We start from the raw sequence: 25,092 nt of genomic DNA, 5'->3' as shown, positions 1-25,092 counted from the left end.
TATAGTGGAAATTGCTCCGACAATCTCCCGCTGCGGTTGCCGCCGGCTGGTTCAAGGGCTTAGAGAAGCATCATGGCCGCGCGCGAATCTCCATTTTCGATTCCAGCCTATCGCCATTATTGGCTGGCGCGTTTCTCGTCGACGATCGCGCTCAATTCGATGGTCGTGATCATTGGCTGGCAGGTCTATGACATCGCCCGCCGGACGATGGCCCCGCGCGAAGCGGCTGTGCAGCTCGGCCTGATCGGGCTGGCGCAGTTCCTGCCCCTGATGCTGCTCACTCTGGTGACGGGTCTCGTCGCCGATCGCATCGACCGCCGCTGGATCGTCCGCACCACCGTGGGGCTGGAGATGCTATGCGTGGCGTCGCTTGCACTGATGACCTGGCTGGACGTGCTCACCCTGCCGGCATTGTTCGGGGTGGCCGTCCTGCTCGGTGTCGCCCGTGCCTTTGCCGGACCCGCCTTGCAGGGACTGGCGCCGAACCTCGTGCCGCAGCGGCTGCTGCCGGCGGCGATTGCGACCACCTCGATCGCGTGGCAGGTCGGGGCCATCGCCGGGCCGCCGCTGGGCGGCTATCTCTACGCGATCCATCCGCCGCTCGCCTATACGCTCAGCACCGCGCTCCTGTTCTTCGCCTGGGTCATGCTCCTGTTGCTCCCGCCCTTGCCGGCAATTGTGCGGGACGATCGCGGTAATCCCTGGCGGCAGATGCTTGAAGGGCTCGCCTATGTGCGCCGCAACCGGCTGGTGTTCGCCGCGATCTCGCTCGATCTCTTCGCCGTGCTGCTGGGTGGCGCGACGGCGATGCTGCCGATCTACGCCCGCGACATATTGCATGTCGGCGCATCGGGTCTCGGCCATTTGCGCGCGGCTCCGGCGGTCGGCGCCGCGGTCGTCGCGATCTGGCTGAGCCGCCGGCCGCTCCAGCGCGATGTCGGCCTGAAGCTGCTGGTTGCGGTGGCGGTGTTCGGCGTGGCGACGGTCGTCTTTGGCCTGTCATACCGGACGCCGATGCCGCTGGCGGTCGCGCTCGGGTGTCTCGCCCTGATCGGCGCGGCGGACATGGTGTCGGTCTATGTCCGGCAGTCGCTCATCCAGCTTTACACGCCCGACAATATGCGCGGCCGTGTCGGCGCGGTGTCGATCCTGTTCATCTCGGGATCGAACGAATTGGGCGAGGCCGAATCGGGCTTCCTCGCCGCGCTGATCGGCCCGGTCGCCGCGGTGGTGGCGGGTGGCGTGGGAACGATCATGGTCGCGGCCTTGTGGGCCAGGCTGTTCCCGGAGATATTGCGCGCGCGGACGTTCGATCCGCCCGCGTCGTTTGAAGATGTTTCCCCATTGGAGAAGGCAAGATGACAAAGTCGGCATCGATATTGGAAACGATCGGCAACACGCCGCATGTCCGCATCAACCGCCTGTTCGGCGATGCAGAGGTGTGGATCAAGTCCGAGCGCAGCAACCCGGGCGGATCGATCAAGGACCGCATCGCGCTGGCGATGATCGAAGAGGCGGAGAAGTCCGGCAAGCTGAAGCCGGGCGGCACCATTATCGAGCCGACCAGCGGCAATACCGGCATCGGCCTCGCGCTTGTCGCGGCGGTGAAGGGTTACAAGCTGGTGCTGGTCATGCCCGAGAGCATGTCGCTCGAGCGCCGTCGCCTGATGCTCGCTTATGGCGCGTCGTTCGATCTCACCCCGCGCGAAAAGGGCATGAAGGGCGCTATCGAGCGTGCGCTGGAGCTCCAGGCTCAGACGCCCGGCGCATGGATCCCGCAACAGTTCGAAAATCCGTCCAATATCGAAGTGCACGTCCGCACCACCGCCGAGGAGATCTTCGCCGATTTCAAGGATAGCCCGCTCGATATCCTGATCACCGGTGTCGGCACCGGGGGCCATATCACCGGCTGCGCGCAGGTGCTGAAGGCCCGTTGGCCGGGTCTGAAGGTGTTTGCGGTGGAGCCGACGTTGTCGCCGGTGATCTCGGGCGGCCAGCCCGGACCGCATCCGATCCAGGGCATCGGCGCAGGCTTCGTGCCAACCAATCTCCAGACTCAGCTGCTCGACGGCGTGATCCAGGTCGATCCCGCCGACGCCAAGGACTATGCCCGCCGCTCAGCGCGTGAAGAGGGCATGCTGGTCGGCATCAGTTCCGGCGCGACGCTGGCGGCGATTGCGCAGAAGCTCAAGGAAGCGCCCGGCTCCCGGGTTCTCGGCTTCAACTATGACACCGGCGAGCGTTACCTGTCGGTGCCGGATTTCCTGCCGGAGTAAATCTATCGTCGCCCCGGCGGAGGCCGGGGCCGCCAGCGGCGGGGACGGTCTTTACGCCGTGATGGTCCCGGCATCCGCCGGAGCGGTGGAGACATCATCCTCGCCCGCGCTGCCGATCGACTGGTCGATCAGCCCCGCCCGCATCATCAGCCAGAACAGGATGATGCCGGGCAGCGCGGCGAGAGTGGTGAGCAGATAGAAGTTCACATAGCCGGTCGTCTCGATGATCGCACCCGCCGTGGTACCGGTGGCGATACGCCCGACGACGCTGGCGGCGGCGGAGATCAGTGCATATTGCGCGGCGGTGAAGCGCAGGTCGCACAGCGCCGAGAAATAGGCGACCACGCACACCCCACCAATGCCGCTGGCGATATTCTCGAAGCCGATCGCGCCCGCCATAGCCCAGTTGCTGTGGCCGCTGGCCGCCAGCCCCGCGAAGCTCAGATTCGAGATACCCATTAGGACGAGGCTGAACAGCACCGATCGCTTCATCCCGAGCCGCGAATAGAGCATGCCGCCGATGAAGATGCCGATCAGATAGGCCCAGAAGCCAAAGCCGATATCGTAAATCGCGATCTCGTCGTTGCTGTATCCGAGATCGTTGAACAGCAGCCGGAAGGTGAGGTTGGCGAGCGTGTCGCCGATCTTGTGAAGCAGGATGAACAGCAGGACCAGCGCCGCGCCCCTGCGCCGGAAGAACTCGGCGAGCGGTCCGACGATCGACGCGACCAGCTCGCTCTTGGTCCGGCGCATCGTCGGTTCGCGATGCCGGGCTGGCTCACCCATTATGAGCGCGGTGATCATCGCCGGCAGGGCGAAGGCTGCGCATAAGATATAGGCCACGTTCCAGCCCAGCCGGTCGGCCACCACCAGCGCGAGCGCGCCCGCCGCAGTCGATCCGATGCGCCAGCCATATTGCGACATGCCCGCGCCAACGCCCAACTGGCGGGCTTCGAGCAGTTCGATCCGATAGGCATCGATGATGATATCGAAGGTCGCGCCGGCGGCGCCGACCATGATCGCGGCGACCGCGGTTTGGGCAAGGCTCGCTTTCGGGTCGATCAGCCCGAGATGGATCACCGCCGCGATCACCAGCGTGCCGATCACGAGCATCCACGAGACGCGCTGGCCCAGCCGGCCGATGACCGGCAGGCGCACGCCATCGACGATCCAGGCCCAGAGGAATTTGAGGTTGTAGACGAGGAAGGCGAGGGTGAACGCCGTGACCGCCTTCTTGTCGATCCCGTCCTGCGCCAGCCGCGTCGTCAGCGTCGCGCCGATCATCGCGAAGGGAAAGCCCGAACTCATGCCCAGGAACAGCGCGGCAAGCGGCGCCGGCTCGGTATACGGCCTGATAGCGCCGATGATGCCTCGCCCCTGGACGGCCGCGCCGTCCGCCCCCGATGTGCTGCTCATGGCGCGAGCATAGCGGCGTCCCGGCGGGAGGGAAGGGGCGAAGCGCTCAGTACAGCGTCAGGCCCTTGGGCAGCTTCTTCATCACACCGCCATCGAGTTTGGCGGCGACGGCTTCGATCGCCTGCTGGAGCTCCTTTTGCCCATAAGGCTTCGCGAGGCAGCCCATCGCGATCTCGGGTGCGTCGATCGGGCAGGTCGCGGTGACGAAGATCAGTGGTATACCGGCGGCCTTCGCGGCGAGCGCGACATCGCGGCCGTCACTGTCGTTGAGCCGGACGTCGCACAGGATCAGGTCGATACCGCCCTCTTCGATCTGCGCCTGCGCGGCTGCTGCCGTGTCGATCGTCCCGACCACCGTATAGCCGTGGGTCATCAGGAAATGCTCGTTGTCGAACGCGATCAGCGGCTCGTCCTCGACGATGAGGAGACGTTCGATCCTGCCTTTGGTCTTTCCGAACAGCATCACCGTCTCCCTTGCCGCCGCGCCGCTACTTGACCCGGCTCCGCTTTGGTCCGACCACGGTGTAGATCTTATTCGGAGACGCCCGTGGCCAAGCGCCTCACCTTGTACATATTGCTGGCGATGGTCGCCGGCATCGCCGTCGGCATAACGCTCAACGCGACGATCGCCGACCCCGCCACATTGAAGAACGTCACCGGCTATATTTCGATCCTTACCGATCTTTTCCTGCGGCTGATCAAGATGATCATCGCACCGCTGGTGTTCGCGACGCTGGTTTCGGGCATCGCGCATATGGGCGACACGGCGGCTCTGGGCCGGGTCGGCGCGCGGTCAATCGCATGGTTTCTCGGTGCGAGCCTGTTATCGCTGACGCTCGGTCTGGTGATGGTCAACCTGCTGCAGCCGGGGGTCGGCGCGGATCTGGTGCTGCCGGCGGCGAACACCGGTCCCGAATTGGCCAAAGCGGATTTCACCCTCAAGAATTTCATCATCCACCTCGTCCCCAAGAGCTTCTTCGAGGCGATGGCCGACAATGAGATTCTGCAGGTCGTCGTCTTCTCGGTCTTCACCGGGGTCGCCGCCACCGCGGTGGGCGAGAAGGCCGCGCCGCTGATCCGCGGCGTCGAGGCGCTCGCGCAGGTGATGTTGCAGATCACCGATTATGTGATGCGCTTCGCTCCCTTCGCGGTGTTCGCGGCGGTGACGACCGCGCTGGCCGAGCAGGGGCCGATGATCCTGATCAGCTTCGGCAAATTCATGGGCAGCTTCTATCTGTCGATGCTCGTGCTGTGGGGCATATTGCTGTTGATCTGCTTCCTGATCGTCGGCGGACGGTCGAAGCTGCTGATCCGCTATATCCGCGAGCCGATCCTGCTGGCGTTCAGCACCGCTTCGTCGGAAGCGGCCTTCCCGCGCACCCTGGAAGCGCTCGACCGCTTCGGCGTGCCGCCGAAGATCGCCAGCTTCGTGCTGCCGCTCGGCTACTCGTTCAACCTCGACGGATCGATGATCTACTGCACCTTCGCGACGATGTTCATCGCGCAGGCCTATGGCATCGATCTCAGCATCGGGCAGCAGTTCACCATGCTGCTGATCCTGATGGTCACCTCGAAAGGCATCGCCGGCGTACCCCGCGCCAGCCTCGTTGTTATCTCGGCGACGCTCGCCTTCTTCGACATTCCCGAGGAGGGACTGTTGCTGATCCTCGCGGTGGATCACTTTCTCGACATGGGCCGCTCGGCCACCAATGTCGTCGGCAACGCCGTCGCCAGCGTGGTCGTCGCGAAATGGGAAGGCGGCCTCGACATGATCGAACCCGCGGAGGTCGAGCCGCCCAAGGCGCCCTCGTCGAGCGCTTAGAGACGCTTGGTGGCGCGCTGGTAGTGCGTTTCAGCTATGCTGAAACAACCTCCGCCAGTGCGCCTCAGATGTCCTGCGTGAGCCGGCCGTAAAGTTCGGGCCGGCGGTCGCGGAAGAAGCCGAAAGCGGCGCGATGCCGCTTGGCGAGATCGATATCGAGCGTGGCGACCAGCACCCCGGTCTCATCCTTGCCGAACTCGGCGAGCATGTCGCCGCGCTCGTCGCAGATGAAGCTATGGCCGTAAAATGTCTGTCCATTCTCGGTGCCGATCCGGTTGGCGGCGACCACCGGTACGACATTGGAAACGGCATGGCCGATCATCGCCCGACGCCATAGTCTGCTAGTGTCGAGATCGGGATCATGCGGCTCGTTGCCGATCGCGGTGGGGTAAAAGAGGATTTCGGCCCCCATCAGCATCATCGCGCGCGCGGTCTCGGGGTACCATTGATCCCAGCAGATTCCGACGCCGAGCGTGGTGCCCTGCGCCGCCCAGGTCTTGAAGCCGGTATTGCCGGGCCGGAAGTAGAATTTCTCCTCATAGCCGGGGCCATCGGGAATATGGCTCTTGCGGTAGACGCCCATGATCTTGCCATCGGGATCGATCATCGCGAGGCTGTTATAGTGATGCGGGCCGTCGGCTTCGAAGAAGCTGGTGGGGATATGGATCTTCAGTTCGGCGGCGAGCGCCTGCATCGCCTTGACCGCCTTGTGGTCGGCGGTAGGCCTGGCGCGGGCGAACAGACCTTCGTCCTCGACCTGGCAGAAATAATGGCCCTCGAACAATTCAGGCGGCAGCACGACCTTCGCGCCCTGCTTCGCCGCTTCGCGGACGAGCTTCGTCACCTCGGCGATGTTGGCGTCGATATCGTCGCTGAAGGCCAGCTGCAACGTGGCGACGGTAAGCTTGGTCATCTCAATTCCTCACAGTCGGACGCCGAAGCGCGCCGCGATGACGATCGTCACCAGATAGAGCAGGATCGTCATGACGCAACCGGCGCTGATGGCGACCCAGAAATTGCCGCCATGACGCAGCATCCACGGTATCAGCAAAAACATCGGCAGGGACGGTAGCACATAATAGAAGGTCGCCTCGGCATGGTCGGCGAGCCTCGCCGCATCGCCGGTATCGCGCCACAGCCAGATCATACCAAGCAACGACACGAGCGGCAGCGAGGCGATCAAGGCGCCGGCCGTGGGGTTGCGTCGCGCGACCATTGCAATCAGCGCGACGATCAATCCCGAAAGGATGGCGCGGACGGCGAAGGCAGTCACGCCGCTGGTAGTTGCTGGCTAATGCAGTGGAAGCTGCCGCCGCCGGTCAGGATATGGTCGGCGCGAAAGCCTACAACATTGCGTGTCGGGAACAGTGCCGCGATCGCCGCGACTGCGGCCTCGTCATTGGCCGCGCCATAAAGCGGTACGACAACCGCCGCATTGCCGATGTAGAAGTTCATATAGGACGCCGGGATGATCTCGTCGTCGCGCTCGACCACGCCGGGCGAGGGGATGGCGGCGACGGTCAGGCCGAAAGCCTCCGCCCGGGCCCGGGCATCGGCATAGACGGCCGCGTTGGGGTCGTCCTCGCCGGCCGGCTCGGGAATCGCGATCACCCCTTCGGCAACGAAGCGGGCGAGATTGTCGACATGGCCGTCGGTATGATCGTTGGCCAGCCCGTCGCCGAGCCACAGCAATCGTTCGACGCCGAGCCCTTCGGCCAGCCGCGCCTCGATTGCGGCCCGATCGAGATCGGGGTTGCGATTCGGGTTGAGCAGGCATTGTTCGGTGGTGACGGCCACGCCGGTCCCATCGACATCGATCGCGCCGCCTTCGAAGATCCAGCCATAGCTGCGAATCGGATAGCCCAGCCGCGCGGCGAGGCGCGCACCGACGCTTTCGTCGCCGGGCAGAGCATATTTTCCGCCCCACCAGTTGAAGTCGAAATTGCTTACGGCGCGGCCGGCATCACCGCGAACGACGATCGGCGCGGTATCGCGCAGCCAGATGTCACCGAACGGTTCGACGATGACATCGGCGCTCTCGCCCGCCAGTTCGCGGGCACGGTCGGCGGCGGTTTCGTCGGCCGCGACCAGGATGACCCGCTCGCCATGGCCACCGGCATGCACCGCGCGGGCGAATTCGATCACTTCGCGGCGTGCAGGCTCGAGATCGTCCTCCCACAGCTCGGAATGGCTGGGGAAGCCGATCCAGACGGCGTCGTGCGGTGCCCATTCGGCGGGTTGGCGATAGTCGGTCATGACGCGCCAGATAGCGACGGCGAATGACTGTTCAAAGGTCTGTTGTGCGATTCGTGCGATAGAAACAAAAAAGGCGGCCAGTGGCCGCCCTTCTCGTAGATTGTAACCTGAGTTTAGGAGCTGCTGTCGCCGCCGCTCGAAGCTGCCGTCGCGACACCAGCCGCAGCAGCAACACCGGCAACCGCGCCTGCAACGCCGAGGCCGCCAGCAGCTGCACCGGCCGCGCCTGCACCAGCAGCACCCGCGCCGGCGCCCGCACCAGCGGCACCTGCACCAGCGCCGCCGCCAGCTGCGCTGGAACCAGCCGCACCTTCGGCAACCTGGAGGTTCTTGCGGACGAGCTTCTTGCCCAGACGCATATTCTTGCTGATGGCTTTGATCGCGGCCGGGCTAAGCGCCGTACCAGCGGGACGAGCCTTGGTGACACCGGCTGCCGCAGGGGCAACCGAAAGCATCACAATCGCAAGTGACGCGGCAATCTTACTAAAGCTCTTCACAAAGGCCTCCTTACAGGTCGAGTGCAGCCTTAACCGTAACGGTTGTCGATTGCAATCGGGAATTAGATCCAAAAACCTAGGATAAAATTCGTTACGGATTGATTTACAATGCTATTTACGACGTAAGGTTCCGTCACCCGCTGCGCTGATCATGCGTCGCTTAATCGTCATGTTCGAAGTAGCGGATGGCCGGGCAGGGGTCTGTGCAGTAGATCACGCTGCCGCGTTTCTTTTCGCGCGGGTCAGCCCTGCCGATCGCATTCCCGTCGTGGCAAAGTTAGGCTAGGCGTCGGACATGACTCTCGATCAAACTCTGGCATCGTCCTCCGCGCATTGGCTCATCAGCGGCGCGGCCGGCTTCATAGGATCGCATCTGGTCGAGACATTGTTGCGGGCGGGCCAATCGGTACGCGGGATCGACAATTTCGCGACCGGGCATCGCAGCAACCTTGATGATATTCATGATAAGGTCGGCGCGGAGGCCTGGTCCCGATTCGCGTTCATCGAAGGGGACATACGCGACCGCGCTGCGTGCGCCGCCGCTGTCGACGGCATCGACCATGTCCTCCACCAGGCCGCGCTCGGATCGGTGCCGCGTTCGATCGCGGATCCGCTGACCAGCCACAATGTGAACGCGACGGGCTTCGCGAACATGATCGATGCGGCGCGGCTCGCCGGGGTGAAGAGCTTCGTTTATGCCTCGTCGAGCTCGGTCTATGGCGACGAGCCCAATCTTCCCAAGGTCGAGGAGCGGATCGGGCGAGTGCTGTCGCCTTATGCGCTGACCAAGCTCCACAACGAACTTTATGCAGAAGTCTATCGCCGCAGCTATGGCTTCGGGTCGGTGGGCCTGCGCTATTTCAACGTGTTCGGGCCGCGTCAGGACCCGAACGGCGCCTATGCCGCCGTCATTCCGCGCTGGACCGCGGCGATGATCGCCGGCGACGATGTCATCATCAACGGCGACGGCGAGACGAGCCGGGATTTCTGCTTCGTCGCCAATGCCGTCCAGGCGAATCTGCGCGCCGCGCTGTTCGGGCCGGTGGGCGAAGCGATCGCGCTCAACGTCGCGGTCGGTGATCGCACGAGCCTTAATCAGCTGTTCGCGCTGCTGCGGGACGGGCTTGCCGCAGGCGGCATCGGCTATGATCGGAAGCCTGCCTATGTCGATTTCCGCGCCGGCGATGTTCGCCATTCGCTCGCCGACATCGGTTCCGCCGCGCGACAGATCGGCTACCAGCCGACCCATCGGCTCGCCGAAGGTCTTCACGAGGCATTGCCTTGGTATATCGAGAGCGCCAAGGTGGATGCGCGATAACGCGTCGTGGCAGGGTTGGGGAACGGTTGGTGAGTGGGGGGAATAGCGTGAAGATCGGTGTGATTGGGCTCGGCTATGTCGGGCTGCCGCTCGCCGTGGCGCTGGCCCGGCATTTTCCGACCGTCGGCGTCGACATCGATGTCGCCCGCGTCGGTGAGCTTCGCCAGGGCCATGACCGCACCAATGAACTAAGCGCCGAGGCCATGGCGGCATCGGCGCTCGGGCTGTCGACGGACATCGCCGACGCGGGCGACGCCGATGTTCTGATCGTCACCGTGCCGACGCCGGTCGATCATGCCAACAATCCCGATCTCGGCCCTGTGATGTCAGCGACGCGTAGCCTCGCCAAGGTGCTGAAGCCAGGCCGGGGCACGATCATCGTCTATGAGAGCACCGTTTATCCGGGCGTGACCGAGGATTTGTGCGGGCCCGAGATCGAGAAGCTGTCGGGCCTGAAGCGCGGCGTCGATTTCTTCCTCGGCTACAGCCCCGAGCGGATCAATCCCGGCGACCGCGAACATACCGTCGATCGCATCACCAAGGTGGTGGCCGGCGAAAACCCCGAAGTGCTCGACACGCTTTGCGAAATCTATGGCGCGGTGACGACCGGTGGCACCTTCCGCGCCGCATCGATCAAGGTGGCCGAGGCCGCCAAGGTGATCGAGAATGCCCAGCGCGATATCAATATCGCCTTCGTCAACGAGATTACGCAGATCTTCGGCAAGATCGACATATCGATCTGGGACGTGCTGGCGGCGGCGGGCACCAAGTGGAACTTCCTGAAGTTCGTGCCCGGCCTGGTCGGCGGGCACTGCATCGGCGTCGATCCCTATTATCTCAGCCATCTTGCGCAGCAGCATGGCCATTATCCGCGCGTCATCCTCGCGGGGCGCGGCATCAACGACAGCATGGGGGCCTGGATCGCCGATCAGATCCACGAGCATGTCGGCAGCAATTCGCGCATTCTGATGCTCGGCCTGACGTTTAAGGAAAATGTCCCCGATCTGCGCAATTCGCGGGTGATCGATGTCGTCCGGCGGCTCGAATGGCTGCGCCACGAGGTCGTGATCCACGATCCGCTAGCCGACCCGGCCGAGGCCCGGCATGAATATGGCGTCGAGCTGGACGGCGATGCGCTCGACGGGCAGTTCGACGTCGTGATCGGCGCGGTGTCGCACGCCGACTATGCGGGGCTGTCGGCGGACAAGCTGACGGGGCTGGTCCGCGAAGGGGGCCTCGTCGCCGATCTCAAGGGTATGTGGGGCGGGCTTGATCTTCCGGCCACGGTTCGGCGCTGGTCGCTCTGAGGCGGAGCAGCTCGTCGGTCGATAGGGGCGGATGGCCACAGCTCATTGCCACGCTTGCCCCGGATTTTGCCGCTTTTCTGCTCGTCGTCGGTCTCGCGCCGCTCGATCTCACGAAAATGGCCCGGTTGTCGGAAAGCGACGCCGCGACAAACTTTCTCGGCTGAGCTTTTATCGCGACAGCCGGGCAAACCGTCCGTCATTCTCACCACGGTCGACGGCATGCGCTCGTTCGCGCCCCGCTAGCGCGACGTTGAACTATGATTCTTCACTTGTCCGATCGGCACGAAGATGATGCCGATGCCACTGGATAGTTTTCATCCGGGACCTGTTGACGAATATAGTTCGTCCCTGTGCCGAGTAGCTGTTCCCTTATGATCTCCATCAAGCCGAGCCGAGCGGCTCTCCATATGATAAGCGGCGTGCGGTTGCCTGTTTACGATCCGGCGGCGGTGCGCGCGGGGATAGTCCATATCGGCCTTGGCGGTTTCCATCGGGCCCATATGGCGCGCTACACGCATGAGCTGATGAATCTGGATGCCGGCGCGCTCGAATGGGGCATTACCGGCGCCGGCCTGCTGCCCGGCGATGCCCGGCTTCATGCGGCGCTCGCGCCGCAGGACTGGCTTTACACGCTGGTGGAGCGGGGAGCGGCGGGTGAGGATGTCAGCTTGATCGGATCGCTGGCCGGGATGATCCTCGCGGCCGGCGACAGCGCCGCCCTGCTCGATGCGATGGCGCGGGCGGAGACGCGGATCGTCAGCCTTACCGTGACCAGCCATGGCTATTGCCTGTCTCCGGCCACCAAACGGCTTGATCCGGCGCATCCTTTGATCGCCGCGGATCTCGCCGACCCCGAACATCCGCACAGCGCGGTCGGCCTGATCGCGGAGGCCTGTCGCCGCCGCATGCTGGGCGACAGGCCGGCCTTCACCGCGCTGAGCTGCGACAATATCGAGCATAATGGCCGGGTGCTGGCGCAGGCGGTGCTCGATTATGCCGCGCTGCGCTCTCCCGAACTCGCCGAATGGATCGCGCGGGAGGCGCGTTTCCCCAGCACGATGGTCGACCGGATCACGCCTGTCACCCGCGCAGGGGATATCGCGGGTCTTGCCGCGAATTATGGCATCGACGACGGCTGGCCGGTGTTCAGCGAAAGCTTCACCCAATGGGTGATCGAGGATGACTTCGCCGATGGCCGGCCGGACTGGGATCGGGTCGGTGCGCAATTCGTGCCCGATGTCGCGCCCTATGAGCGGATGAAACTGCGCCTGCTCAACGCCAGCCATCTGGCGATCGCGGGCCCGGCGCGGCTGATTGGCTATAGCTACATCCACGAGGCGATGGGTGACGATCTGCTGCGCCGCTACATGGCCGCGCTGATGGAGCGGGAGACGGGGCCGACCTTGCTGCCGGTGCCCGGCGTCGATCTAGCGGCCTATAAGGCGACCTTGATCGACCGCTTCGCCAATCCGGCGATCCAGGACGGCGTCGACCGCGTCAATGCCGATGCCGCGCTGAACTATCTGCTCGATCCCATCCGCGACCGGCTTGCCGCGCGCGAACCGATCGACCTGCTCGCCTTCGGCGTCGCGGCGTGGATCAGGCGGGTCCGTGGCCGCGATCAGGAAGGCCGGACGATCGAAGTCAGCCATCCCCTCGCTGCGCTGCTGCGCGAGCGGGCGGAGGCGGGCGGCTCCGATCCCGCGCCGGTTCTGGCGATCGGGGCGCTGTTCGGTAATCTCGCCGGCGATCCCGTCTTCGTCGCCTCGGTGGGCAAGCAGCTTGCCTCCATCTATGCTGTGGGAATGCGCGCCGCGTTGACGGCGCTGGCCAGAGAATTGGGTTTCTGATGACCGACGACAATCGGCTGGTGGCCGGGATCGAGCTTGGCGGCACCAAGAGCATCGCGCTGATCGCGCGGGGACGGGAGATCGTCGAGCTCGCGCGTTTCCCCACCGCCGAACCGCAGGCGACGCTGGAAGCTCTGTCTGCGCAGATAGAGGCTTGGCAGGACGCACATGGCCGGGTCGAAGCGATCGGCATCGGCAGCTTCGGCCCGATCGGGCTTGACCGCAGCCGCGCCGACTACGGTCATATCACCTCGACACCCAAGGCCGGCTGGTCCGATATCGATCTGGTTGGGCATTTCGCGCGGCGCTTCTCCGTTCCGATCGGCTTCGACACCGATGTCGCGGGGGCCGCACTGGCCGAACATCGCTGGGGCGCGGCGCAGGGCTGTTCGGTCGTGCTCTACCTCACGATCGGCACCGGCATCGGCGGCGGCGTGGTCGTCGATGGTGTGCCGGTCCATGGGCTGGTCCATCCCGAACTCGGCCATCTGCGTGTGCGGCGGGCGACGGGTGACGATTTCGTTGGGGTATGCCCGTTCCATGGCGACTGCCTCGAAGGATTGGCCTCCGGCCCCGCCATCGCCGCGCGCGCGGGAATGGCGGGGGCCGATATCGGCGACGATCACCCCGTCTGGTCGGCGGTGGCCGAAGAACTTGCCGAAGCGATGGCGATGCTGATGCTGACGCTGTCGCCGCAGCGCATCCTGATCGGCGGCGGCGTGCTGCAACATCGGCAACAGATGTTCGATCGCGTCCGGACCCGGACCGCCGAACTGCTTGCCGGCTATGTCGTGGGTGTGGGCGAGGCGGAACTGGCGGACATCATCCGTGCGCCGGGTCTCGGCGATAGGGCGGGACCGCTCGGCGCGGTAGCGCTCGCCTACGATTCCTGACGCAGCAGCGCGTCAATCGCGCGATCGAAATGGCTGGTCATCGAGATGCGCGCAGCTTCCGGGTCGCGGTCGGCGATGGCCTTCGCCAGAGCGCGGTGCCGGACGATAGTCTCGGCCTTTTCTTCGTCGGTCGTGCGCGTCTTCCAGGCGGCGGGTACCGCGACATGCATCATCGGGGCAAAGGAACCGATGATCTGGACGAACAGCGCATTGTGGCTGGCGCGGGCAATGGCATCGTGGAAAGCGACATCGCTGGCCGTGACGAGCGCCATATCGTCGCCGGCGGTGGCCATCGCCTCGGCCAGAGCGAGGATCTGCGCGGCTTCCTGATCGGTGCGATGCTCGGCGGCCAGCATTGCGGTCCGGACTTCGACGGTGCGGCGGACGTCCCAGATTTCGGTCATCGACACCTGCGACGTAGCGACCGCATGGTCGAGCGATGCCGCCATCACCGATCCGTCGATCGCGCCGACCCGTGCGCGCCGGCCATTGGCGACATCGATCAGCTTGAGCGCGGCCAGCGCGCCGAACGCCTCGCGCATCACCGCGCGGCTGACGCCCATCAGTTCCGCGAAATGGCCTTCGCCGGGCAGCGTGTCGCCTACCTTCAGGTCATTGTCGCGGATATGGTCGCGGACGGCCTGCACCGCCTGCTGGACCAGCGATCCCCCTTCGCCGATCGTCATGCCGCTAGCCTGCCCGCGCGATACTGCGATGGCGCCGAACCGAAGCGCCGGGCGAAGGCGCGGGTGAAGCTGGCATTGTTGAGATAGCCGCAGCGATAGCCGATCGACGCGACCGGAAGATCGGTGGACAGCAGCAGCATCCGCGCGCTCTCCAACCGCTTCTCGGCCAGTGTGTCGGCGATCGAGCAATCGAACATATCGCGGAAACCGCGGGTCAGCTTGGCGCGGTTGAGCCCGCAGGCGCGCGACAGCTTGTCGAGGGTGAGCTTCTCTGCCCAATGCTCGTCGATCATCGAGCGCGCATTGAGAATGCGGCGGCTATCCTCCTGCGACAAATGGCTCTCCCCCAGCACCGGCACGAGCGCGCCATCGCCGATCAGCCGGAGGGTATCGCATAGCAATTCGATGCTCTTGGCAAGCCGATAGGGCGTTCGCGCCGCCTCGGGCATGGCGCAGTCGCGGATGGCGAGGGCAATCTCGCGCAATTCGCGGGTGATGTGGAAACAAGCATCATGGCCTTCGGGCAGCGCGCCGAACAGCCGCTTGATGGCCGGGGCGGAAATTACCAGCAGCAGCTGGTCATGCTCGAGGGCGGCGGGGGTGGGGTCGGCATGCCAGCGCACCGTCGCCGGGGCGCCGACGCAACCGAGCGTATAGCTCAATGCAACAGGTTCGGCGGGCCATGGACATTGCGGCAGGGCCCCAACGCCGACCATCGCCGCCATCTCATGGGAAACCTGAATCCAGTCCCGTTCGACCGCCATTAGCGCATCCTCTCATGCTATTGAGACAATGCGTAGACCTTTCTGATAGGTTGTCAATACCTATCAGAAAGGTTGATCAGCCGGCCTTAGAGGTGGAATCCTGCGGCGCGTGGCGCATCGCGACCGGGAAGGCGAAGGCGGCCAGCACGGTGGTCACGACCCCGACCAGGGCGAGCGCCATGCCGAGGTGCGACTCACCACCCAGCAGGCCGCTGACCAATGTGATCAGCGTCGGTGCGACGCCGAAGCCGATGATGCCGGCCAGCGCCACGAACAGCCCTATACAGAAACCGCGCAACTCGTTGGGCAGCAGCACCGCGATGGTGACGCTGACGATCAGTCCGGCGGCCGTGCCGCAGAACAGGAAGATGCCGAGCATCGTCGCGAACAGCGGCACGCTGGGCGCCAGCGGAAACAGCGCCATTGGTACCGACAGGATCGTGGCCGCGATCGCGCCGATCAGGATACCGCCGCGGCGGGGCAGGCGATGGCCGCGGTCGGCGGCGAGACCGCCGACGATTGAACCGATCACGCCCGCGCCGAACACGACCAGCCCCATCCATTGGGCGAACTGCTGGGGCTGAAGACCGTAGTTGCGGTTGAGCACCGGCGCTGCCCAGATGCCGGCGGCGGTATCGATCATCGCTACGGCGAGCTGACCGACGAACAGCGGCAGGATGAAGGCGCGCCGGTCCCACAGCTCGCGCATCGCGACGGAGAACGGGGCTTTGGCGCCCGCGACGGTTTCGCGCCGGGCCGGTTCGCGGATGAACAGCAAGGGGATGATGGCGACCAAGCTGATCGCTCCGACGATCATGTGGACGCCGCGCCAGGGCGCATTGGTGCCCAGCCAGTCTGGCATCGCCATGCTGCCGAGCATACCGAAGAGCCAGCCGCCGAGCGCGAAGGCGCCGGCGTTTCCGCCCCATTTGCCAAGAGTAAGCACAAGCATTGCGCTACCCCGCTGGGTCGGCGCGCACAGGTCGGCCGCGATCGAAATCGCGGCGGTGATCGAGCAGAAGCCGCCGACCGTGACGAACATGCGGGCGACGAGAAGGCTGGTGACGCCGGTGGAGAGGGCGGTCAGGAACAGCCCGATCGTCCAGCTGGCGGCTAGCGCCACGAGTAGCCACTTGCGGTTGAGCCGGTCTACGGCCCGCCCGATCGGCACCGCGAGCAACGCCAGCGGCAGCGCGCCGCCGACACCCTGGATGAAGCCGATCTGTGCGTCGCTGAGTCGCAATTCGGCCTTGGCGGCTTCCTGCACGATACTGAACAGGAAGATCGACATCGTCCCGATGAGCAGCGACAGCGCGAGGATGATCAGCGCGGGAAGGGCGGCGGACAGGCGCGGTTCGCCCCGCGCTGCTATGGCTGTGTCGGTCACGGGCGTCCTGTCTTCTAGAGCTGGAAGATCTTGCCGGGATTGAACAGATCCTTGGGATCGATCGCGCGCTTGATCAGGCGCATCAGGTCGACCGCGTCGCCGAGTTCGTCGACCAGAAACTGCTGCTTGCCCAGGCCGATGCCATGCTCGCCGGTGCAGGTGCCGTCCATGTCGAGCGCGCGGGCGACCAGCTTGTCGTTGATCGCCTCGACCTCGTGCATCTCCTCCGGCTTGTTCGGATCGATCGCGAAGATCACGTGGAAGTTGCCGTCGCCGACATGCCCGACGATCGTCGATGGCACCTTCGATGCCGCAAGGTCTTCCTTGGTCTCGACGATGCATTCGGCGAGCCGGCTGATCGGCACGCACACGTCGGTCGACCAGCCTACCGCGCCGGGCCGCTGGCCGATCGCGGCATAATAGGCTTCATGCCGCGCCTTCCAGAGTTTCGACCGCTCCTCGGGCAGGTTCGACCAGCGGAACTCGCCGCCGCCATTATAGCCGGCGATCTCGCGCACCGTTTCGACCTGCTCCTGAACATAGCGTTCGGAGCCATGGAATTCGAACAACAGGGTCGTCGTCTCGGGATAATCGAGCTTCGAATAGGCGTTGGAGGCCTTCATCTGCGCATCGTCGAGGATTTCGATCCGCGCGACGGGGACGCCGATCTGGATCGACTGAACCACGGTATCGACCGCGCCCTTGAGCGTCTCGAACGAACAGACCGCCGCCGAGATCGCCTCGGGAATGCCGTGCAGGCGCAGGGTGATCTCGGTGATGATGCCGAGCGTGCCCTCCGCGCCGATCATCAGCCGGGTCAGGTCGTAGCCCGCCGCCGATTTGCGCGCGCGCCTGGCGGTGCGGATGATCTTGCCGTCGGGCGTCACCACGCGCAGCGACAATATCGCCTCGCGCATCGTGCCGTAGCGGACGGCGTTGGTGCCGGAAGCGCGGGTAGAGGCCATGCCGCCGATCGTGGCGTTGGCGCCCGGATCGATCGGGAAGAACAGCCCCTGATCGCGCAGATGCTCGTTGAGCTGCTCGCGCCGCACGCCCGCCTGGACGGTGCAGTCGAAGTCCTCCTGGTTGACCTCGACGATCGCGTTCATCTCGCTGAGATCGATGGTGAGTCCGCCCCGGACCGGGGTGATGTTACCTTCGAGCGAGGTGCCCGCGCCGAAGGCGACGATCGGCACCTCGCCCGCGACGCAGATCCTGACCAGCGCGGCGACTTCCTCGGTCGAATGGACGAAGGCGACCGCGTCGGGCAACACCGGATCGAAATGGGTTTCACTCGATCCGTGCTGGAGGCGGATAGCCTCGCCGGTCTGGACCCGCTCCCCGACCACCGCGCGGACCTCGTCGAGGAAGCCCGGCGGCAGCGGCTTGCGATCATAGGATATGATCGGGGCGCTCATGATCAGTACTTGAAGCTGGCACGGATGCCATAGCGGCGGCGATCACCGATGATGCCCAGATCGGAAGCCGGGAGGCCGGCGAGCTGCAGCGTCGTCTTCTCGATATAGGCGTCGAAATAATCCTTGTTGAACAGGTTGTTTGCAAACACTGCCAGCTCGAAAGGACCATGGCTATAGCCGACCGACGCGTTGACCAGCGTATAGGCCTTCAGAAAGGTCGGTGTAGTCTGGTTGAGCGTTCCCGCGAGCCGTTTGCCCTTGTGAACCACACCGGCGCCGAAGGTCAGCGAGTCGTCGCCGAGCGGAACGACATAGTCCGAGGACAGGTTGAACGTTACATCCGGCTGAAAGGTCAGGCGGTCGCTCGACAGTGTCCGGCCAGTGACGGCAGTATAGGGCGAACTGTCGGTAAGACGCGAGTGCATGTAGGTCGCGCCTCCGCTGATCGTCCATTGCGGTGTCGGCTTGAAGGCGGCTTCCAGCTCCACACCGTAGCTTTCGACGTCGCCGCTGTTGAGATCGACCGTGACCAGGCCAGCCGGAACGGCAGGTGCGATCGAGTTCAGGCCGATATAATCCTTATAGTCGTTGTAGAAGACGGTACCCGACAGGCTGAAGCCGCGTGTCGCATATTTGGTGCCGGCCTCGTAGGTCCAGGCGGAATCACCCTTATAGGTGCGGAACGGCGCGTTAGGGGCGTTGAAGCCGCCGCCGCGATAGCCGCGAGCCACCGATGCATAGCTCATAAGGCTGCTATCCCAATGCCGGGTGACCGTCAGTTTCGGCTGGACCTGATCGGACTTGAGGCTGGCGCCGGGAATTGCGCCGCCGCCGATGGTGCCCGAAGCCTTGCGGCTCTCATGATCGTAGCGGAGGCCCGCAGCCACTTCCCAGCCCGCATTCGGCTTCCAGAACATCGTGCCGAAAGCGGCATAGGTGTTACCGACGCGGCGATCGAACTGCGCAACCTGGGCATTGCCGGCGATCACGATCGTGCGAAGCAGGTTCGCCTCCAGCGTCTCGCGGCTATAGAAAAGGCCGAACAGGGTCGAAATCTGGTCGCTCCAGCTGCTGTCGAGGCGCAACTCGGTCGTGGCGGTGCGCAGGCGGTCCGTGGCGTTGTCGCGGACCGCGTTGAGCGCGCCGAAATCAGCGTCGGAATCGGGCGAACTTGTATTGCGAAGGTCATAGGCCGCCTGGAGCGTGAGCTTGCTGTTCAGCGCTTCAAGGGGAGCATCGACCTTCACGTTGATGCCGCGATATTTATAGGTGGTGATACCGCGCGTATTGAATTCATTGGTGCGCAGATAGTCGGTCGGGCCGGCGACGCGGGCGTAGGGAACGTTGGTGCCCTTGATCCAGTCATAATAGCCGTTGACCGTGATGGTGAGGTCCTCGCTCGGGGTCGCGCGGATCGTCGCGTTGACCGAGTCGGTGTTGAGCGGGTTCGACTTGCCGCCGACCGTGGTGTTGTTGATGAAACCGTCCTGCTCGCGATGCGAGCCGGCGATGCGGATGGCGAGCTTGTCGGCTACGATGGGGGCGGAGACCGATCCCGAGACCAGCCAGCTATTGTCGGGGCCGGCATAGCTCGCCGTGCCGCGCGCTTCGAACTGATTGCCCGGCTGGCGGGTGATGACGTTGATCGCGCCGCCCAGCGTGTTCTTGCCATAGAGCGTGCCCTGCGGCCCGCGCAGGACCTCGATCCGCTCGACATCCAGCAGCGGGTTGTTAAGATAGGCGGTGTTGGGGCGGTAGATGCCGTCGACGAACAGGCCGACGCCCGGCTGGACGGTGCCCACCAGCGTCACGCCGACGCCGCGGATCGAGACGAAGGCGCGCCCCGCGCCGTCGCTGCTGATGTTGAGACCGGGCGAGAGCAAGGCGGCTTCGCGGACCGAATTGATGTTGCGCTTCACCAGCGTGTCGCCCGAAATGGCGGTGACCGCGACGGGAACGTCAAGCAGGGTTTCGTTGCGCTTGCGGGCGGTGACGATGATTTCCTCGGCGCCATCGGCAGCTTCAGCTCCGGCGGCCGGTGCGGTCTGCGCATAGACCGAAGATGCGCCGAGCGCTGCGAAAGCGCAGCCGGAAACGAGCAAGGTGGTGAACCGCATCTGAAATCCTCTCCTGAACGGCGCCGACCCTCTGGACGGATCGCCATGACGGAGATGACCTATCAGATAGCCTACCTATCCGAAAGGTTGGGATTGCCCTTAGGCTGTGCCGATCGGCTCGAACGGTTGACCTGACGGCTCAGGGCAGGAAGTTTGCCGCCGGCATCGGCGCTTCGCTACGCGCCTCGTCCGCGACGACCGAATAGACCAGACGCCGTTCGCTGTCGAAGGGTTCCCAGGGCAAGCTGCCATCGACAGCGAAGTCGACCCAGATGCGGTGGATGCGGTCGGCGAGAGCCTGGGGCGGCGCTTGTCCCGCAAGTCCCTCGGGTCCGGTCGCGGTCGCCAGCGTGTCGAACACGAAGGGCAGTTCCATCCCGTGGCACGAACCTAGCTCGCCGCCGAAGGCGGGTGAGCGCCAGTCGAACTCGTACATATGGGTGCGGCCCTTATGCTCCTCGGCGAAGCGGCGCGCGGGCCAGCGGAAGACGAGATCGTTCATCGCATCGGTCAGCGCCTGTCCGGGCTTCTTGCCCTTGCCGAGTCCATAGGCCTTGAGCGCCCTGCGGGCCCGTGGCAGCGACTTGCCGAGCGCATAGCTGGCGAGCCAGCCCCAGATCTTGTCGCGGACGCCGGAGGGCACGAGGTAGAGATTCATCTCCTCGGCATTGGTCCCGATCAGCAGATCGACCTCGGCCCCCGCGCCGTGCCTGAGTGCGTCGAGCGGCTTTTGCGGGAGCACGTCGTCGCCGTGGACCGGCACGAAGCGGCTGATGCCGAACACGGGTTCGTGGCCTTCCGCGTCGCGCAGGTCGATGCGCGCGCCGGGCGCCGAGATCTTCTCCACCGCATCGAAACAATGTTCAGGCGCGACACTCGCGAAGCCGGCGCGATCGGGCGTTACCTTCAGCATTTTGGCGAGCTTGTCGACCAGCCGGCGGGCAACGGGTATATCGCGGGTCATCCCGCCATGGCCGCTCTGGACGATGGCGCGGTTGAACAGGCCCTTGGCAAGTGGGGATGCCATCAGGTCGGCGACCGCCATCGCGCCCGCCGACTCGCCGAAGACCGTCAGATTCGTCGGGTCGCCGCCGAAGGCCACGGCATTGGCGTGAATCCATCGCAACGCGGCGATCATGTCGCGCAGGCCCAGATTGGTGGGAATGCCGGGGATCGGCAGAAAACCGTCAATGCCCATGCGATAGTTGATGGCAAAGCAGACGATGCCATCCCTGGCGAAACTGCTGCAATCCGAGACCGACACATCCTTGCTGCCGATCACGAAGCCGCCGCCATGGATCCACACCATTATCGGCCGGCCGCTCCGCTCATCGTCCGGGGTCCAGACATTGAGCGACAGATAGTCGTCGCCCGGCATCCAGCCCTTGCCGATCAACGGCTCCACGTCGAGACCGGGAAACGCCTTCAGTCGCTGCGGGGCGTTCGGCCCGGGGACGATCGCGTCGCGGATGCCGTCCCAGGAGGCCTGCGGTTCGGGCGGCGCGAAACGCAGCCCCGCGACGGGAGCAGCGGCATAAGGAATGCCGAAAAAGCGGCGGACGCCATGCCCGGACAGTCCGCGCACCTTGCCCGCGGTCGTCGTTACGATCGCTTCAGCCATTTCCTGCTCCATGACAACTCAACGCAACTCGAGGGTGTATGGCCCTGAGCATAGCTGGATGCCCTATGCGGCGCGTTACCGGCTTATTTGCCGTCCGGCATTTTCTCCATGCCAGCGCTACGCTCGATGAAGGAAGCCGGGATGCATGGATCCATGTTGTTCATCGCGATGCCTCGAGGGCCGCGTCGGCTGCGGATCAATGCGCTCCTTCGGCGGGCTCGATGCCCACAGGGGGGCGGGGCATCAGCCACACGAATGCAGCGGAGGCCCATGCCACCAGTCCGGCGACGAGGAAGACCTTGTCGGTTGCCAGCGTCAGCGCCTGCTTGTCGACAAGTTGCGCGATCATCGCCCAGCTTTGATCGGATGGGATGCCCCGCGCCGCCAGTGCGGCGCTGGTTGCGTCGGGATTGATCTTTCCGGCCAGTTCGCTGCCGGAGGTGCGGGCCTGATTGTCCCAGAAGGTGATCACCAGCGATGTGCAGGCGGCGATCGATATCGTCCTGGTGAAATTCTGCAGGCCCGCGGCCGATCCGACCTCGTTGGGCCGTACCGCGCTGAGCGTCATGGAGGTGACGGTGATGAAGAAGAAAGGCATGCCGAGGCCCATGATCATCTGGGGAAAGGCCAGCGTGAAGAAGTCGGCGTCGCTGGTCCAGTGTGAACGAAGCATCGTCGTGCCGCCGATCCAGATCAGGGCTGCCGATAGGATGATCCGCGCATCGTAGCGTTTGAGAAGTATCGGTGCGAGACGCGCAACGAGGAGGCCGCCCATAGCGGTGAACGCGGTAGCGAGGCCCGCTTGGGTGGCGGTGTAGCCCAGCGACAGCTGCAGCCATTGCGGGATGACCACGATTCCTGCGAAATAGGCGCTGAATCCCATCGACACGGTGATCACCCCGACCGTAAAGGTCCTGTGCCGGAAGATCCTGAGGTCGACGATCGGATGTTCCTCGGTCAATTCCCAAATGACGAACGCCGCCAGCCCGACCAGGGCGACGATTGCGAGCCCGACCACCATGGGGTCGGCGAACCAGTCATGCTCCCGGCCAATGTCGAGCATGATCTGAAAGGCGCCGATCCAAAGGATCAGCAGACCCAGCCCGACGACGTCGATCGGGAGTTTCTCGGTCGGCGTTTCCGCGCGTCCGAGCACACCGAGTGTCGTGACTACGCAAAGCACGACGATCGGCACATTGATGAAGAAAATCCAGTGCCAGCTCAGATTGTCGCTGATCGTACCGCCCAGGATCGGGCCGAGCGCCGGGCCAACCATGGTGGTCATGGCCCATATGCCCGTGGCCTGAGCGCGCTTCTCGGGAGGGTAGACGCGGATTATCAGCATCTGGCTCAGCGGCATGATCGGCCCGCCGCACAGGCCCTGGCCGATGCGGCAGATGACCAGCATGTCGAGCGTCACCGACAGCCCACACAGGATCGAGAAGAGGCCGAAGCCCGTCACGCAGACGGTGAACGTCCTCACCGCACCGAAACGCTGCGCAAGCCAGCCGGTGAGCGGCACGCAGATCGCCTCCGCGACTGCATAGGATGTGATCACCCAGGTGCCTTGGCTCGGCGTGATACCCAGACTGCCCGCGATGTGCGGCACCGATACATTGGCGATCGTCAGGTCGAACACGACGGTGAGGTTCGCCAGCGCCAGGGCCAGCATCGCCATCACGCGCCGACGGGGGCTGAACAGCTCGTAGGTCTCGCCCGTGCGCATGATGCGATCAGTCGCCCGAGACGTCGATTTCGACTTCCATCGACAGGCCGACCCGCAACGGATGTTCGGCCAGTTCCTTGGGGTCGAGCGTGATGCGGACGGGCACGCGCTGAACGATCTTGATCCAGTTGCCGGTCGCATTCTGGGCGGGGATCAACGCGAAGGCCGCTCCGGTACCGCCCGAAAAGCCGGCGACCCGGCCATGATATTCGACGCCACCGCCATAGATGTCGGCGGTCAGCGTCGCCCGCTGGCCCGGCTTGACCCGGCGAAGTTGACGCTCCTTGAAATTGGCGTCGACATAGACCTTCGACAGCGGCACGATCATCATGATCGGGCTGCCCTGCGCGACGCGCTGGCCGATCTGCACCTGACGACGGGTGACGACGCCATCGACGGGCGCGCGGATCACGGTACGATCGAGATCGAGTTGCGCCGCGGCCAGCTTGGCCTTGGCCGCCAGCACCATGGGATCGCTTTCGACTGTCGAGCCGCTGGTCAGCGCCCGATTGGCGGCCAGTTCGCCTGCGGCAGCGCCCTGATTCGACCGCGCCTGGGCAAGGCCCGCCCGGGCGGCCGCGAACGCCTTGCGGGCGCTGGTGAGTTCCTCGCCGGATACCGCGCCCGAAGGCTGGAGTGCGAGCCGGCGATCGAGATCGATGCGGGCCTGGTCATAATCCGCCTGCGCGCGCGCGATGTCGGCGCGGCGGGCGTCGAGCTGCGACGACAGCGCGGTGCCGGTCGCCGATGTTTGGCGGAACATGCGCCGCGCCTGCGCCAGTTCGGCTTCGGCGGCGGCATAGGCGATGCGAGCGTTGGCGTCATCGAGCCTGACTAATATGTCGCCGGTCTTGACCGTCTGGGTATCGTTGACATTGACCGTGACGACCTGTCCCGCGATCAGGGGCGTAACCTGCGCGACCTCTGCGTTCACATAGGCGTTGTCGGTGCTCACATGGTTACGGCCGACCAGCAGATACCATAGGCCCCATAGCAGGATCGCAGCGACGACGATGACGGCAAGCCGCGTCAGCCAGGTCTTGCGCGTCTGCTGACGCGCTTCGCGCGCCGCGTCGTCCTGCTGGCTGTCGATGGCCGGGGCTGTGATGGGGTCTGCATCAGCCATGGGAAGGATCCTTGGGAGTAGAAGTATCGGCGGTAGCGAACCCGCCACCGAGAGCGCGGACAAGTGCGATATCGAGCGCGAACGCCCGCGCGTCGAGGCCGGCAACCGCGAGGCGGATCTGCAACAGCCGCTCTTCGGCGGTCAGCACGTCGAGATAGGTCGAGAGCCCGCCTTCATAGCGCGTGCGCGCGATGGCATGGGCTTCCTCTGAATCGGCGAGCGCCTGGCGCAGCTGGACCAGCCGACCGGCGACCGCGCGTCTGCCCGTAATCGCGTCGGCGACTTCGCGATAGGCGGTGAGGACGGTCTTGTCATAGCTGGCGACTGCCTCGTCATAGGTCGCGCGCGCCTGGCGATAGCGGCCCCTGAGCGCGCCGCCATGGAAGATCGGCAGGCTGATCGCCGGACCCGCATTGCCATAGATCGACTGCCGGTCGGTGAGGTTGCCGAGTCCCAGCGACTGTACGCCGATTATCGCGCCGAGGCTGATCGCCGGATAGAAATCGGTCCGGGCTACCTTGATCCGGCTGGAGGCCGCCCCGGCTCGCGCTCGGGCCGCGGCGATATCGGGGCGGCGGCCGACGAGATCGGTCGTCAGATGGGCGGGGAGGG

The 25,092-nt window shown here is 64.8% G+C and carries 22 protein-coding genes; 8 read left to right on the top strand and 14 right to left on the bottom strand.

All coding sequences use genetic code 11. The features are described 5' to 3' along the window. Positions 1-72: 72 nt before the first annotated feature. Both WP12_RS22700 and cysK read left to right on the top strand, forming a co-directional pair. Positions 73-1,362, top strand: a complete 1,290-nt coding sequence (locus WP12_RS22700) for an MFS transporter (protein ID WP_046195920.1) — start codon at positions 73-75, stop codon at positions 1,360-1,362. Then, a complete protein-coding gene (gene cysK, locus WP12_RS22695; RefSeq protein ID WP_046195919.1) occupies positions 1,359-2,276 on the top strand; it encodes a cysteine synthase A in 918 nt (305 codons plus the stop codon). The genes WP12_RS22700 and cysK overlap by 4 nt, the downstream gene beginning before the upstream one ends. Before the next feature lie 51 nt (positions 2,277-2,327). On the opposite strand, the gene WP12_RS22690 is transcribed toward cysK, so the two are convergent. Both WP12_RS22690 and WP12_RS22685 read right to left on the bottom strand, forming a co-directional pair. Further along, on the bottom strand, positions 2,328-3,692 hold the full coding sequence (locus tag WP12_RS22690) for an AmpG family muropeptide MFS transporter (RefSeq protein ID WP_046195918.1): 1,365 nt from the start codon (positions 3,690-3,692) through the stop codon (positions 2,328-2,330). 46 nt (positions 3,693-3,738) lie between these two features. Continuing rightward, on the bottom strand, positions 3,739-4,155 hold the full coding sequence (locus tag WP12_RS22685) for a response regulator (protein ID WP_046195917.1): 417 nt from the start codon (positions 4,153-4,155) through the stop codon (positions 3,739-3,741). A gap of 84 nt (positions 4,156-4,239) precedes the next feature. Between WP12_RS22685 and WP12_RS22680 the strand changes: the two genes are divergently transcribed. After that, positions 4,240-5,514: a dicarboxylate/amino acid:cation symporter gene (locus WP12_RS22680; protein ID WP_046195916.1), complete on the top strand. Its 1,275-nt coding sequence runs from the start codon at positions 4,240-4,242 to the stop codon at positions 5,512-5,514. A gap of 64 nt (positions 5,515-5,578) precedes the next feature. Here the strand turns inward: WP12_RS22680 and aguB are convergent, their stop codons facing one another. Genes aguB through WP12_RS22665 form a run of 3 tightly spaced genes read right to left on the bottom strand, consistent with a single transcriptional unit; the run spans position 5,579 to position 7,770 of the window. After that, on the bottom strand, positions 5,579-6,427 hold the full coding sequence (gene aguB / locus WP12_RS22675) for an N-carbamoylputrescine amidase (RefSeq protein ID WP_046195915.1): 849 nt from the start codon (positions 6,425-6,427) through the stop codon (positions 5,579-5,581). Positions 6,428-6,436: 9 nt separating this feature from the next. Then, a complete protein-coding gene (locus tag WP12_RS22670) occupies positions 6,437-6,787 on the bottom strand; it encodes a DUF3147 family protein (RefSeq protein ID WP_046195914.1) in 351 nt (116 codons plus the stop codon). Next, complete coding sequence (locus WP12_RS22665) at positions 6,784-7,770, bottom strand: agmatine deiminase family protein (RefSeq protein ID WP_046195913.1); 987 nt, start codon at positions 7,768-7,770, stop codon at positions 6,784-6,786. The genes WP12_RS22670 and WP12_RS22665 overlap by 4 nt, the downstream gene beginning before the upstream one ends. 80 nt (positions 7,771-7,850) lie before the next feature. Here WP12_RS22665 and WP12_RS25125 point away from each other — a divergent pair, with 80 nt between their 5' ends. The 5 genes from WP12_RS25125 (at position 7,851) to WP12_RS22640 (ending at position 13,635) form a co-directional block, all read left to right on the top strand. Further along, positions 7,851-8,240: a hypothetical protein gene (locus tag WP12_RS25125; protein ID WP_152664123.1), complete on the top strand. Its 390-nt coding sequence runs from the start codon at positions 7,851-7,853 to the stop codon at positions 8,238-8,240. Between the two features lie 322 nt (positions 8,241-8,562). Further along, a complete protein-coding gene (locus WP12_RS22655; protein WP_046195911.1) occupies positions 8,563-9,585 on the top strand; it encodes an SDR family oxidoreductase in 1,023 nt (340 codons plus the stop codon). A gap of 47 nt (positions 9,586-9,632) precedes the next feature. Continuing rightward, positions 9,633-10,892, top strand: coding sequence for a nucleotide sugar dehydrogenase (locus tag WP12_RS22650; RefSeq protein WP_235399285.1), 1,260 nt, complete (start codon positions 9,633-9,635; stop codon positions 10,890-10,892). 419 nt (positions 10,893-11,311) lie between these two features. Further along, positions 11,312-12,742, top strand: a complete 1,431-nt coding sequence (locus tag WP12_RS22645) for a mannitol dehydrogenase family protein (RefSeq protein ID WP_160299274.1) — start codon at positions 11,312-11,314, stop codon at positions 12,740-12,742. Then, positions 12,742-13,635, top strand: coding sequence for an ROK family protein (locus WP12_RS22640; protein WP_046195909.1), 894 nt, complete (start codon positions 12,742-12,744; stop codon positions 13,633-13,635). The genes WP12_RS22645 and WP12_RS22640 overlap by 1 nt, the downstream gene beginning before the upstream one ends. On the opposite strand, the gene WP12_RS22635 is transcribed toward WP12_RS22640, so the two are convergent. The 9 genes from WP12_RS22635 to WP12_RS22595 form a co-directional block, all read right to left on the bottom strand. After that, positions 13,623-14,321: a FadR/GntR family transcriptional regulator gene (locus tag WP12_RS22635; RefSeq protein WP_046195908.1), complete on the bottom strand. Its 699-nt coding sequence runs from the start codon at positions 14,319-14,321 to the stop codon at positions 13,623-13,625. The two genes, WP12_RS22640 and WP12_RS22635, sit on opposite strands and share 13 nt — an antisense overlap. Continuing rightward, positions 14,318-15,085, bottom strand: coding sequence for a helix-turn-helix transcriptional regulator (locus WP12_RS22630; protein ID WP_052730586.1), 768 nt, complete (start codon positions 15,083-15,085; stop codon positions 14,318-14,320). The genes WP12_RS22635 and WP12_RS22630 overlap by 4 nt, the downstream gene beginning before the upstream one ends. A gap of 76 nt (positions 15,086-15,161) precedes the next feature. Then, a complete protein-coding gene (locus WP12_RS22625; protein ID WP_235399279.1) occupies positions 15,162-16,472 on the bottom strand; it encodes an MFS transporter in 1,311 nt (436 codons plus the stop codon). Positions 16,473-16,486: 14 nt separating this feature from the next. Further along, the gene (locus tag WP12_RS22620) at positions 16,487-17,890 is read right to left on the bottom strand and encodes an FAD-binding oxidoreductase (RefSeq protein ID WP_046195907.1); all 1,404 of its coding nucleotides are present in this window, start codon (positions 17,888-17,890) and stop codon (positions 16,487-16,489) included. A gap of 2 nt (positions 17,891-17,892) precedes the next feature. Further along, positions 17,893-20,007: a TonB-dependent receptor gene (locus WP12_RS22615; protein WP_046195906.1), complete on the bottom strand. Its 2,115-nt coding sequence runs from the start codon at positions 20,005-20,007 to the stop codon at positions 17,893-17,895. A gap of 139 nt (positions 20,008-20,146) precedes the next feature. Next, positions 20,147-21,628: a carboxylesterase/lipase family protein gene (locus tag WP12_RS22610; protein ID WP_046195932.1), complete on the bottom strand. Its 1,482-nt coding sequence runs from the start codon at positions 21,626-21,628 to the stop codon at positions 20,147-20,149. Positions 21,629-21,824: 196 nt separating this feature from the next. Continuing rightward, positions 21,825-23,354, bottom strand: coding sequence for a DHA2 family efflux MFS transporter permease subunit (locus WP12_RS22605; RefSeq protein ID WP_046195905.1), 1,530 nt, complete (start codon positions 23,352-23,354; stop codon positions 21,825-21,827). Between the two features lie 7 nt (positions 23,355-23,361). Further along, the gene (locus tag WP12_RS22600) at positions 23,362-24,480 is read right to left on the bottom strand and encodes an HlyD family efflux transporter periplasmic adaptor subunit (protein WP_046195904.1); all 1,119 of its coding nucleotides are present in this window, start codon (positions 24,478-24,480) and stop codon (positions 23,362-23,364) included. Continuing rightward, a partial coding sequence (locus WP12_RS22595) for a TolC family protein (protein WP_046195903.1) occupies positions 24,473-25,092 on the bottom strand: 620 nt, incomplete at its 5' end. The genes WP12_RS22600 and WP12_RS22595, both read right to left, overlap by 8 nt.

The organism is Sphingomonas sp. SRS2, from assembly GCF_000971055.1.
In the GTDB taxonomy this organism is placed as follows: domain Bacteria; phylum Pseudomonadota; class Alphaproteobacteria; order Sphingomonadales; family Sphingomonadaceae; genus Rhizorhabdus.
The sequence above is the reverse complement of the archived record's forward strand: the minus strand, read 5'-3'. Positions and strand labels throughout refer to the sequence as shown.